At 61.1% G+C, this 12,294-nt stretch carries 11 protein-coding genes; 6 read left to right on the top strand and 5 right to left on the bottom strand.

The genetic code is table 11. The features are described from left to right. Positions 1–47 precede the first annotated feature (47 nt). Positions 48–1,667, bottom strand: coding sequence for an ABC transporter permease (locus ACILRC_RS12180; RefSeq protein WP_395669639.1), 1,620 nt, complete (start codon positions 1,665–1,667; stop codon positions 48–50). Positions 1,668–1,721: 54 nt separating this feature from the next. Between ACILRC_RS12180 and ACILRC_RS12175 the strand changes: the two genes are divergently transcribed. The 4 genes from ACILRC_RS12175 to ACILRC_RS12160 all read left to right on the top strand — a co-directional run bounded on the left by ACILRC_RS12175 (position 1,722) and on the right by ACILRC_RS12160 (position 5,701). Beyond that, positions 1,722–2,807, top strand: a complete 1,086-nt coding sequence (locus ACILRC_RS12175) for an ABC transporter ATP-binding protein (RefSeq protein ID WP_395669638.1) — start codon at positions 1,722–1,724, stop codon at positions 2,805–2,807. An 11-nt stretch (positions 2,808–2,818) separates the two neighbouring features. Continuing rightward, positions 2,819–3,283, top strand: a complete 465-nt coding sequence (gene fur / locus ACILRC_RS12170) for a ferric iron uptake transcriptional regulator (protein ID WP_395669637.1) — start codon at positions 2,819–2,821, stop codon at positions 3,281–3,283. Positions 3,284–3,641: 358 nt separating this feature from the next. Beyond that, on the top strand, positions 3,642–4,781 hold the full coding sequence (locus tag ACILRC_RS12165; protein ID WP_395669636.1) for a phosphatidylserine/phosphatidylglycerophosphate/cardiolipin synthase family protein: 1,140 nt from the start codon (positions 3,642–3,644) through the stop codon (positions 4,779–4,781). Positions 4,782–4,981: 200 nt separating this feature from the next. Beyond that, positions 4,982–5,701 carry a hypothetical protein gene (locus ACILRC_RS12160; protein WP_395669635.1) on the top strand — a complete coding sequence of 240 codons (720 nt, stop codon included), beginning with the start codon at positions 4,982–4,984 and terminating at the stop codon, positions 5,699–5,701. A gap of 3 nt (positions 5,702–5,704) precedes the next feature. On the opposite strand, the gene ACILRC_RS12155 is transcribed toward ACILRC_RS12160, so the two are convergent. Then, positions 5,705–6,394 (bottom strand): VIT family protein, encoded by a 690-nt coding sequence (locus ACILRC_RS12155; RefSeq protein ID WP_395669634.1) that lies wholly within the window; start codon positions 6,392–6,394, stop codon positions 5,705–5,707. A 383-nt stretch (positions 6,395–6,777) separates the two neighbouring features. On the opposite strand from ACILRC_RS12155, the gene ACILRC_RS12150 reads away from it, so the two are divergent. Then, positions 6,778–7,491 carry an SGNH/GDSL hydrolase family protein gene (locus ACILRC_RS12150; protein WP_395669633.1) on the top strand — a complete coding sequence of 238 codons (714 nt, stop codon included), beginning with the start codon at positions 6,778–6,780 and terminating at the stop codon, positions 7,489–7,491. 209 nt (positions 7,492–7,700) lie between these two features. Next, positions 7,701–8,252, top strand: coding sequence for a hypothetical protein (locus ACILRC_RS12145; protein ID WP_395669632.1), 552 nt, complete (start codon positions 7,701–7,703; stop codon positions 8,250–8,252). Positions 8,253–8,674: 422 nt separating this feature from the next. On the opposite strand, the gene ahpF is transcribed toward ACILRC_RS12145, so the two are convergent. The 3 genes from ahpF to ACILRC_RS12130 form a co-directional block, all read right to left on the bottom strand. Further along, positions 8,675–10,267, bottom strand: coding sequence for an alkyl hydroperoxide reductase subunit F (ahpF, locus tag ACILRC_RS12140; RefSeq protein WP_395669631.1), 1,593 nt, complete (start codon positions 10,265–10,267; stop codon positions 8,675–8,677). A 150-nt stretch (positions 10,268–10,417) separates the two neighbouring features. Beyond that, complete coding sequence (gene ahpC / locus ACILRC_RS12135) at positions 10,418–10,981, bottom strand: alkyl hydroperoxide reductase subunit C (RefSeq protein WP_395669630.1); 564 nt, start codon at positions 10,979–10,981, stop codon at positions 10,418–10,420. Between the two features lie 161 nt (positions 10,982–11,142). Further along, on the bottom strand, positions 11,143–12,183 hold the full coding sequence (locus ACILRC_RS12130) for an extracellular solute-binding protein (protein ID WP_395669629.1): 1,041 nt from the start codon (positions 12,181–12,183) through the stop codon (positions 11,143–11,145). Between the last annotated feature and the right edge of the window lie 111 nt (positions 12,184–12,294).

Here is a 12,294-nt window from a genome sequence, read left to right as displayed (position 1 = left end):
TGTTGAATGTGGATGGTGACGGCGGCTTGGTACTTCGCTGCTGGGTATCAGCCCCGGCGCCGCAGCGTGCGGCTGAGCAAGACGACGGGCAGCAGGCCCACCAACACCAAGGTGAGCGCGGGCAGGGCGGCCTCGCCCAAGCGCTCGTCGCGGGCGAGTTGGTAGGTCACCACCGCCAGCGTGTCGCTGTTGAATGGGCGCAAGACCAAGGTGGCAGGCAGCTCTTTCATGATGTCGACAAACACGAGCAGCGCCGCCGTGGCGGTGGCGCCGCGCAGAAGCGGCCAGTGCACCCGCGCCAAGAGCGCCCCACCTGAGGTGCCTAGCATGCGGGCCGAATCGTCCAGTGACGTTGGAATGCGCGCGTAGCCGCTTTGCAGCGACTGCAGCGCCACGGCCGTAAAGCGCACCAGATAGGCCCACAGCAAACCCAGCACCGTGGCCGTGACCCAATAGCCCAGGCTGGCCCCAGGTGCTGCTGCCTGCACCCAGCCCACGGGCAGCAGCAGACCCACCACCAGCACCGCACCTGGCACCGCATAGCCCAGAGAAACCAACTGCACTGCGCCGTTGGTGAGCCAGCCGGGCTGGCGTCGCTGTACAAACGCCAGCCACAACGCCGCCGCCGTTGCCAAAGCGGCGCCCAAGCCGGCCAGCCACAGGCTGTTGAAGGACCAGCGCCAAAACGCGCTCCAGGGCAGTTCATCCCAACCACTTGCCAAGGGCCGCAGCATGAACAGCACCGGCAACACAAAGCCTGCCAGCACCGGAACGCCGCACACTGCCCAGGCCAGCCAGCGGCCTGCGCCGCGCAGCACCTGGGGTTGGGCATCCCTGCTGCCACGGCCTTGACCGCTTACGGTGTTAAACCGCAAGCGCTGCTGCGCATGCCGCTCCAGCGACACCAGCACGCTCACGGTGGCCAGTAGCAGGGTGGCCATTTGGGCTGCGGCGACGCGGTTGTCCATGACCAGCCAGGCCTTGTAGATGCCGGTCGTGAAGGTTTGTATGCCAAAGTAGCTGGCCACGCCGTAATCGGCCAGGGTTTCCATCAGCGCCAGTGCGATGCCTGCCGCCACCGCTGGGCGTGCCAGTGGCAGCGCCACTTCGCGCACCCGGCGCAGCATGGGCGCACCCAGCAGGCGCGCGGCCTCCATGAGGTGCGATGCGCGCTCGCTCAAGGCGCTGCGCGCCAGCAGGTACACGTAGGGGTAGAGCGCAAAGGTAAACACCCACACTGCACCGCCCAGGCTGCGCACCTCCGGAAACACGCGCCCTTGCAGCCCCAAGTTGCCGCGCAGCCAGTTTTGCAGCGGGCCCGAGAACTGGAAGAAGTCGGTGTATGCGTACGCAACCACATAGGCCGGCATGGCCAGCGGCAGCAGCAGTGCCCATTCAGCGGTGCGCCGGCCGGGGAAATCAAACAGTGTGACCGCGCAAGCAGTGGCCATTCCCACCAAGCCAACCGACACGGCAACTGCCAAGCACAGCACGAGGGAGGTGCGCGCGTACTCGGGCAGCACCGTGTCCATCATCTGGCGCAGCACATCGGCGTTTTGCGCATTCCAGCCCAGCCACGAGGCCGCCAGCGCCAGCACCGGCAGCACCAGCACAAAGCACAAAAGAAGCAGCGGGGTGGTGGTCCACCCGGGCCGGGGTTGCGGCATGAGAAGGGGCCAGTCCAATGAAAATGAGAATAGCTATTATCTACAATACGCACCATGTTTCTTTCCCTCACCGATGTGCAGGTCCGTTACCCCGGCGGGGCCAAACCGGCCGTTGCGGGCGTGACGCTGGGACTGGCAGCGGGGCAAATTGGTGTACTCATCGGCCCCTCAGGCTGTGGCAAAACCACGCTGCTGCGCGCGGTCGCTGGCCTGGAAGGTGTGTGTGGCGGCCGCATCGCGCTGCAAGGCGAGGTGGTGAGCAGCACCAGCGTGCACATCGCAGCCGAGGCGCGGCGCATTGGCATGGTGTTTCAGGATTACGCGCTGTTTCCGCACCTGGATGTGCGCCGCAATGTGGACTTTGGCATCCGCCACCTCGACTCCACACAGCGCCGTGCGCGGGTGGATGAGGTGCTGGAGCTGGTCGGTCTGGGCGGCATGCAGTCGCGCTACCCGCACGCGCTCTCGGGTGGACAACAGCAGCGTGTCGCCTTGGCCCGGGCACTGGCACCCAAGCCGCGCCTGCTTTTGCTAGACGAGCCTTTTTCCAACCTTGACGTGGAATTGCGCGAGCGCCTGGCGCACGAGGTGCGCGCCATTTTGAAAGCCGCCGGTGCCACCGCACTGTTTGTCACGCACGACCAACTGGAGGCTTTTGCGATTGGCGATGTGGTGGGTGTGATGCACGAGGGCCGCCTGCAGCAGTGGGACGATGCTTACACCCTGTACCACCGACCTGCTACACGCTTTGTGGCCGAGTTCATTGGGCACGGCGTGTTTGCCCCCGCGCACCTGGCGCAGCACGGTGGCCAAGTCGTGGTGCAAACGCCGTTGGGGCCGTTGCAAGATATTGAGGAATGCCCGCTGCCCAGTGCCTACCCCGACGGGCTGTGCGATGTGCTGCTGCGCGCCGACGACATCGTGCACGACCCCGGTGCAGCGGTGCGCGGCCAGATTGTGCGCAAGGCGTTTCGCGGTGCTGACTTTTTGTACACCCTGCGCCTGCCCAGTGGCGAAACCGTGCTGGCCCATGTGCCTTCGCACTACGCGCACTCGGTGGGTGACTGGGTTGGCATCCGGGTCGCCATGGACCATGTGGTCACCTTCGCCCGGCTGGCCGAGCCGCCCACTAGCCCCTGAGGACTTGCACCATGCCCAAATCCACCACAGACCAAGCCAGCCTGCTGCGCAACAACGGGCTCAAGGTCACACTCCCCCGCATCAAGGTGCTAGAGATCTTTGAGAACAGCAAAAAGCGCCACCTCACCGCTGAGGAGGTCTACATGGAGCTGATGGTCAACGACTCTGAGATTGGTCTTGCCACCGTCTACCGCATCCTGATGCAGTTTGTCGAAGCTGGCATGCTCGACAAATCGAGCTTCGATTCGGGCAAAGCCGTGTTCGAACTCAACGAAGGCCACCACCACGACCACCTGGTGTGCGTGCGATGCGGCAAGGTCGAGGAGTTTTACGACGAAGCCATCGAAACCCGCCAAAGCGAAATCGCCCTGCGCCACGGCTTCAAGTTGCTAGACCACGCTATGTCGCTGTACGGTCTGTGCTCCAGCCCCCAGTGCCAGGCCAGTGGGGCTGCTGGGGGTAAGCGGGAGTACTGAGGGTGGTGTTTGGATGGTCAGTCCGTGCTTCTCATGGCTGAGTCTCTCTGTCCGATCACGACAAACACCAAAATGCCTGCTGCGTAGGCACGATAGCAAGTGAGGGCTGCACCCCAGCGGGGACGCGCCGCCATCCGATGCCCTATCTCACTTACCCGATGTTTTACTCTGCACCCTCGGGATGCCGCTGGGTACCCGTTGAGTGGGCGTAGGCTTGGTGTCTGTTCATGGGTGTGAATCCTTGTCTTAGACAGCATCGAGGAAGTGGCTGCGCTGCGAGATGGTTACAGCATGGTTCGATCGGGTCTGTTCGACGACGCACGGAAGAACGCCCGCGAAACCCCAGGCTCGGGTCTCCATGAAACTTCTGGCAACCATCCTGCTCAGCGTGCAATTGGCATGGGCGGCGATGCCGGTCAGGTCTGCGCCTGATCCGACGGTGAACAGCGCACAGGGGCCAATGAACGCGAACCATGCACGCACCATGCTGCAAAAGCGGTGGAAGAGCGCCTTCACTGACACTGCAGCACTGGCGAAGCTGGAGGAAGTTGCCACCCAACGACCTCTGATTGCGGGCAACCGGGTGACGATTCTTCACGATGGCCCACAGACGATGGCCGCCATGCTGGACGCGGTGCGTGGTGCACAAAACCACATTAATCTGGAAACCTACATCTTCGATAGGGACGCAGTCGGAATGGAGTTTGCTGATGCCCTGATGGAGCGCCAACGCGCTGGCGTACAGGTACAACTCATTTGCGACTTCATCGGCACGATCAGCACGCCTTCGGCATTTTTTGAGGGTATGCGCAGCGCCGGAATTCAGTTGTTTGAATTCAACCCGGTGAACCCATTCACACGGTTCGCTCCATGGGAGCCCAACCAGCGCGACCATCGAAAGCTTCTGGTGGTTGACGGAAAAATGGCCTTTACCGGCGGCGTGAATACCAGCAGCACCTATGCCAACAGCTCACTCTTTCGCTCCAAAGCGCGCAAAAGCGAAGACGTGGGTTGGCGCGACACCCACGTCAAAATTGAAGGCCCGGCCGTTGCCGCGCTGCAATGGGAGTTCTTGAGAAATTGGGATCAACAGCCCTTGGGCGACGAGGGCGACAGCGTGTACTTTCCACCCTTGCAGCCCGCGGGACCCCACCTTATCCGTGTGCTGGCCAGTGAGCCCGACGGTGAGCCCTCGATTCACCAAGCCTATGTGCTGGCCATAGCGTCTGCCAAAACCTCCATCCCTATCACCTGCGCCTATTTCATCCCCGACCCGCAGCTCTTGATCGCCTTGACCGCTGCGGCACAGCGAGGTGTGGACGCCAAGGATGAACTCAACATCGTGGTCGATGACGACGTTTTGGGCCAAGCGATGGAGCAGGCCTTCCAAGAGGATTTGCGGCTTTCCAAAGAAGTCTCCGCCGATGCCTGGCACAAGCGCAGCGCTTTGGACAAAGTCAAAGAATGGGCAGCACGCAGATTGGAGTACTGGCTATGAGAGTGAAGGGCGTCCGCCGCCCTGGGCCCACTTCTGGGCCAAGCTCTAGGCTTGCATTTGCGGTGTTGCTGGCAAGCAGCGTTGCAACACCGCAGATGGCGTGGAGTGCTGCGCCAGAGTCAGCAGCCGACGTACTGCGTGCGGCCTATACCAAGCTGAGGCCAGAGCTGAACTCCAATCCGTTTGGACGGCCGCTGGCCATGCGCTCCAACGAAGATGCCGGCTCCATCCGGGGTGAGGTCCATGCCCTTGTCAATTTTTCTTTGGCGCAACTGAGCGCGGCGGTCACCAGCCCAGACCGATGGTGCGAGATCATGATCCTGCACTTGAACACCAAGTTTTGCCGCACGAGACCCACCGCCGATGGCCCGCTGTTGATCGTACATGTGGGCAAAAAAACGCCACAACCGTTAAGCGAGACGGCGCGTGTGGAATTCAAGTACCAGGTGGAGTCCAGCAGCGCGGACTTTTTGAAGATCGCCCTCGCTGCAGCGCGGGGCCCGATGGGGACCAGCAACTACCAGATTACCTTGGAAGCGATCTCCATCAACCCGAGCCAGTCTTTTCTGCATTTGACCTACTCCTACCAATTCAATCTGGTCAGCCGGGCAGCGCTCGGGATCTATATGTCTACCCTGGGCAGTGACAAAGTAGGCTTCACACTGGCAGAGCCAGGCGCCGCCGGTGCGCCGGTGGCCATCCAGGGTTTGCGGGCACTCGTCGAGCGAAACACCATGCGCTACTTTCTGGCAATCAATGCATACCTGGAGTCTGCCCAAGTCCCCCAAGCCGGTCGGCTGGATGCCAGATTGCACAACTGGTTTGCCGCGACAGAAACCTTTGCGCGCCAGCTCCACGAGATAGAGCTTGCCGACTATCTGACGATGAAGCATGCCGAGGTGCTGCGCCAGCAAATTTAAGGGCTAAGCGGCCACCCCAAACAGGGCGCCAACACCAGCGGTTAATGCCATGGCCAGTGCGCCCCAAAAGGTAACGCGAAAGGCGGATGCCATCGTGGGTACGCCGCCGGTGCGTGCAGCCAAGAAGCCCAACAGCGCCAGAAAGAAGAGCGAACTGCCTGCGACCCCCCACATCATCAATCGCGCAGGCAGCAGCATCACCATCAGGAGGGGCAACGCTGCGCCCACTGCAAAGGTTCCCGCCGAGGCCAGTGCCGCTTGCACCGGCTGTGCCGCCAGCGTGTCGGAGATGCCTAGCTCATCGCGTCCATGTGCGGCCAGTGCGTCATGGAGCGTCAGTTGGTTGGCAACCTCTGAGGCGAGTTTTTTGTCCAGCCCTCGCTTCTCGTAGATGGCTGCCAGCTCAGCGAGTTCCTGCTGGGGACTGTCGGTCAACTCGGCACTCTCCCGGGAAAGATCCGCGCGCTCCGTATCCGCTTGTGAGCTAACCGAAACATACTCGCCAGCGGCCATGGACATGGCGCCCGACACAAGACCGGCAACGCCTGCAAGCAAGATACCCTGCGTGCCCGCGCTGGCTGCCGCAACGCCCAAGACCAAGCTGGCGGTAGAAACGATGCCGTCATTTGCGCCAAGAACGGCGGCACGCAGCCAGCCTGTTCGGTGCGTTCTGTGTCTTTCACCGTGTCTCATTGGGTCCTCGGCATGACTGATTCCGTGTTGGATCGTGCCTTCTGCCTCCAACGTCAGGGTACCCACTGGGAGTCAATGGTTCTGTGCGTTATCCAACAGTAGATTGGCAGAGCCTGCCAACCGCTCGGCTCCAGTGGGCCAAAGGAAATCGCCCGCGGTTGCGCCGTTGGTTTGTTGACGCACCGACAACTTGTAGCGTACTGCTGCAAGCTCAATCTGCTTGGCGCGTGGTGGGGCTGTTCTCTGTCAGGTTTTTGCCAAAGTAAGCAACCGTACCTATGCCAAGAACCGCACCCCATGACGCGAGTCGCCCACGCCCAAGAGACCGTGTCGGCTTTGCCCTGCGACTTGCTGAGGGCGTGCGTAACTGGGAGCGTTGCATATTGCTGGTCCTGTTCTGGCCCATCATCTGGCTGCAAGGCAGGCACGTCCGCAAGATCACCCTGCGCATGCCGGAACCCACGGGTTCGCGTGATGGAGTCAGCGGCCAGGGATCGCTGTGCCGCGTACTTGTCGCTGGAGATTCGGGCGCGGTAGGTGTTGGTGTTGCCACACAAGGCGAGGCACTGTGCGGTCAACTCGTCCGGCTGCTGAGCCCACACCACACCATCGAGTGGAGCGTGTTGGCCATCAACGGACTCGACTCGCCGGGCTTGGTCAAGCTGCTGGAAGATGCGCCGACGTCCCACTTCGATGTCGTCATCCTGTCGATGGGTGCCAACGATGTGACCTGCCTGTGCGCCCCGCAGCGCTGGGTGCAATGGCAAACCCAACTGGCTGAGCTGGTGGCACTGCGCTTTGCGCCCCACTTGCTAGTGCACAGCGCAGTGCCGCCGATGCACGCCTGCATGGCCTTACCGCAGCCCCTGCGGTGGTTCATGGGGCGGTGGGCGCGTGAGATGAATGTGCTGATGTCGGCGCTGTTGCTTGGTCAAAAAGGGCGCGTGATGCACTGGCATCCTGACTCAACCACTTCGACCGGAATGGCGGAGGATGGCATTCATCCCAATTCGCACGGCTACGCCCAGTGGGCCGAAGGTCTTAGCCAAATCATCCTGACTGCAGATGGTCTTGGCACCCTCATCTGCACTGCCTAGTGCACAACATTGAGAAGTTGGCCAACAGCGCTTGGATGAGGTAGGTGCAAGCTACATGCCCAAAGCGCCCAAGTAGCCTGCACAATGCGCCAATGCAATGTTCTCGCGCTTCAACCGAACAGCGACTGATTCGCTCGCTGATGTTGTCTTTCTGGCCACTTTGCCGCTTGCAAACCGGGGTTCTTTTCTAGCTTGGTTAGACATCACCCATGCAGGCTCTCATTGAACTACTGCGCCAAGAGAAAGATCTGGCGAACGCTATTGCTGCAGTTGCGAGTGCGCTGACAGCATTGATTGCACTCTTCGTGTCGTTATGGGCGTTGCATATTCAGCGACGACACAACGTACTTTCAATAAGACCAATCCCTGAAGTCACCGTCGCAGACTACGAAAACAGTGTTCGCGTGAAGCTGCGAAACAATGGGTCGGGTCCAATGATTGTGGAAGCGCTTGAGGTATTCAACGGTAGTCATGTCAAAGGCAGCGTCATTGAATGGATGCCAACCTTGCCACAGAACAGGCCTTGGAACCACTTTTCAATGGCACTTGAACGGCGCACGATTCAACCCGATGGAGTAGTTCCGCTGCTTGAACTCACTGAAGGGGAAGGCGAACCACTGTTCTCCAAGTGCAGAGATCTTGCACGATTGGAATTGAGCAAACTGCGAGTAGTGGTGCACTACACCGACATCTATGCGTCGAACCTTCCACCATATAAGAAGTCGCTGGCTTGGTTCGCCAGGAATCTCAGTGACACCTAAGCCCGTTTTGGTGGGACTTACCACGTAGTCAAGATGCGCTTGCTGCACCCTTTACTCAGCGGTGCGGCCCCCGATGCGAACCTCGCGGCGATGTTTCGTCTTGTTTGTTTCTGATTTGGCGTGGTATGAGGGGATGGGCTTTTTGCAGACTCGTTGAGGCGGCGAATCAGACCGTCGCTTGCAGTCGTTAGGCTCGATGTGTAGCCTGCTACAGAAGGAGTGCAACCTAGCAACCAATGTCGCGTTTCATCCGTCCCTGCTAGATCGCGTCGTCGCCACGAGCAGATAGTCCACCAAGAAGGCGGCGGCAACGCTTTCATTGAAGTAGTTCATCGCTACCTGCGATGGCAGCCAACCCAGCCATACAGCCCATGTCGTGGTGGCTCGATAGACGCCTCAAGACAGTTTTTCAACCACCCGTCCTACGCCGCTTGCGCCTCCACCACCGGCGCCGCCTGCACGCTGCTGCGAATCAGGTGATCAAACGCGCTGAGCGCGGCTTTCGATCCTTCACCCGCCGCAATCACGATTTGTTTGAACGGCACGGTGGTGCAGTCACCGGCGGCAAACACGCCCTCCAGGCTGGTGTGGTTTTTGGCGTCGATCACGATCTCACCCCAGGGTTTGAGGTCGAGCGTGCCCTTGAGCCACTCGGTGTTGGGCACCAGGCCGATTTGCACAAACACGCCTTCGAGCTCCAGCGTGCGCTGCGCGCCGCTGACGCGGTCTTTGTAGTGCAGGGCGCCCAGCTTGTTGCCATCGCCGGTGACTTCGGTGGTCTGGGCGCTGAGCACGATATCGACATTGGGCAGGCTCTTGAGCTTGTTGACCAGCACCGCGTCGGCCTTGAGTTGGTCGGCAAACTCCAACAGGGTCACGTGGGCCACGATACCCGCTAGGTCAATGGCCGCTTCCACGCCCGAGTTGCCACCGCCCACCACCGCCACCCGCTTGCCCTTGAACAGCGGACCGTCGCAGTGCGGGCAGTAAGCCACGCCCCGATTCTTGTACTCCAGCTCGCCGGGCACGTTCATGTTGCGCCAGCGCGCACCGGTGGTCAGGATGACGCTGCGGGCCTGCAGGCTGGCACCGTTTTCGAGTTGCACCTTGACCATGCCACCGGGTTCAGTTGCAGGGATCAGCTTTTCGGCGCGCTGCAGGTTCATGATGTCCACGCCGTAGTGGCGCACTTGCGCTTCCATGGCGGCTGAAAACTTGGGGCCATCGGTTTCGAGTACCGAGATGTAGTTCTCGATGCCCAGCGTGTCGTTGGTCTGGCCGCCAAAGCGCTCGGCGGCAATGCCGACGCGAATACCCTTGCGCGCAGCGTACACCGCAGCGGCGGCACCTGCGGGGCCGCCGCCCACGATGAGCACGTCATAGGGCGCCTTGGCGGACAGCTTGGCTGCCTCGCGGGCTTCGGCGCCCACGTCAAGCTTGGCAACGATTTCCTCGACCGTCATGCGGCCCGAGCCAAACACCTGGCCGTTGAGGTAGACCATGGGCACGGCCATGATCTGTCGCGCATTGACTTCGTCTTGGAACAAGGCGCCGTCGATGATGACGGTTTGGACCTTGGGGTTGAGTACCGCCATCAGCGCGGTGGCCTGTACCACGTCCGGGCAGTTGTGGCACGACAGCGACATGTACACCTCAAAAGCGTAGTCGCCATCGAGCGCCTTGATCTGCTCGATCACATCGGCCTCGACCTTGGGCGGGTGGCCGCCGGTCCACAGCAGCGCCAGCACCAGCGAGGTGAATTCGTGGCCCATGGGGATGCCAGCAAAACGCACACCGTTGGCCTCACCCTCGCGGGCTATCACGAACGAGGGCTTGCGCGCATCGGTGCCGCTGTCGTTGAATGTGACCATGTCGGAGAGTGCGGCAATGTCTTGCAGCAGCGCGCGCAGCTCGCCCGAAGACGCGCCATCGTCTAACGAGGCAATCAGGGTGATGGGACGCTGCAGCTTGCCCAGGTAGGCCTGGAGCTGGGACTTCATGGTGTCGTCGAGCATGTGGTTCTCCAAAAGAGAGGGTTGCGTGGGGGGGGGCTGCGTTGGGATGGGACGGAAAGTCAACGCTTGGCGAAGGGCGCTTGGCAGAGCAGGTCCGCCCAGTGCCCGACGCCAAGCGCTCTGTGCAGAGCGCTCAGAGCCGATCTGGAGTTAGATCTTGCCGACCAGGTCCAACGAGGGCGTCAGGGTCTTGGCGCCTTCGTTCCACTTGGCGGGGCACACCTGGCCGGGGTTGGCCGCGGTGTACTGGGCTGCCTTGAGCTTGCGCAGGGTTTCCTTGACGTCGCGGGCGATTTCGTTGGAGTGCACTTCGGCGGTTTTGATGTGGCCTTCGGGGTTGATGATGAAAGTGCCACGCAGAGCCAGGCCTTCAGCGTCGATGTGCACATCAAACGCGCGGGTCAGTTGGTGGGTGGGGTCGCCCACCAGCGGGAACTTGGCCTTGCCCACGGCAGGCGAAGTTTCGTGCCAGACCTTGTGCGAGAAGTGGGTGTCGGTGGTGACGATATAGACCTCTGCACCAGCCTTTTGGAACTCGGAGTAGTTATCGGCGGCATCTTCCACTTCGGTGGGGCAGTTGAAGGTGAATGCTGCGGGCATGAAAATCAAAACGGACCACTTGCCCTTGAGGGTGGCATCGGACACTTCAACGAACTTGCCGTTGTGAAAGGCCTGTGCCTTGAAAGGCTGGATGGGGGTGTTGATGAGGGACATGGGACTTTTTTCCTTGGGTTGATTGATCAAGCAGCTGCGCCAAACGCACAGCTCGGGGCGGATTCTAGGGAGACATTGCGACAAAAGCCGCCCGCTCCCATTGCGTTTCCATATGCCTTGTATTGGCAAAGACTATCGCCGGCTACGCGGCGCCCGCCGGTTCAGCGAAAGCCGACGCGGTCCAGCATTTGCTGCACCTTGATCTGGTTCATACCTACCGCGCTGATGGGCAGCAGTTCGCTCTTGAAGCTGCCGCCGGTCATGGCCTTGAGCGCAGGGTTGTCGATGACCACGCCCTTGGCGGTGGGCCATTCGTTGTTGCCGTTGGCAAAGTGGTTTTGCGCTGCTGGGCTGGCCAGGTATTCCAGGAACTTGACCGCGCCATCCGGGTTCTTGGCATAGCGCGCCACAGCACCCCCTGCCACATTCATGTGCGTGCCCCAGCTCGATTGGTTGGGAAAGACCACGCCTACGCGCTCGGCCATGGCCCGGTCGTCGGCGTTGGTGGAGCGCATCATGCGCGCCAGGTAATAGGTGTTGGTGACGGCCACGCCGCATTCACCGGACGCCACGCCCTTGATCTGGTCGGTATCGCCGCCTTTGGGGCTGCGCGCCATGTTGTCGACCAGACCCTTGAGCCAGACTTCGGTTTTTTGCGCTCCGATGTGCTCGTTCATCGCGCCAAACAGACTGAGGTTGTAGGGGTGCGAGCCGCTGCGGATGCACAGCTGGCCTTTGAATTTGGGGTCAGCCAGCTTTTCGTAGGCGTCTACATCGGTCTTGTTGAACTTGGCCTTGTCGTACACGATGACCCGTGCGCGGGTGGAAAAGCCGTACCAGGCGGTGCCGCCGTTGTCAGAAGGTTTGGCGCGCAGGTTGGTGGGAATGGCGTTGTCCAACATACTTGATTTGATGGGCAGGAAGAGACCGTCCACCTCGGCGCGCCACAGGCGCGATGCGTCCACCAGCAAGATCACATCGGCCGGCGAGGCGCTGCCCTCAGCCTTGAGGCGCGCCAAGATGCCTGCGTCGTCAGAGTCGACCCGGTTGATTTTGATGCCGGTGGTCTTGGTGAAGTCGCTGTACAGCGCTTCATCGGTGGGGTAGTGGCGCGCTGAGTACAGGTTGATCGCTTTGTCTTGCGCCAAGGCGGGCAGCGTAGCGAGGGCCAGCAGCAAGGAGGCGAGGGCGGTTTTTTTCACTGTGGGACTCCGGGAGGGTTGCGATGGAGAAGAGTATAGCAATCATTCTCATTTGCAACAACCGCGTACGCCGCGCGGTTTTTCGGGGTCGGCTGGGTCTGCCGGACGGCG

Source organism: Rhodoferax sp. (genome assembly GCF_044236835.1).
Lineage (GTDB): Bacteria > Pseudomonadota > Gammaproteobacteria > Burkholderiales > Burkholderiaceae_C > Allorhodoferax.
The sequence above is the reverse complement of the archived record's forward strand: the minus strand, read 5'-3'. Positions and strand labels throughout refer to the sequence as shown.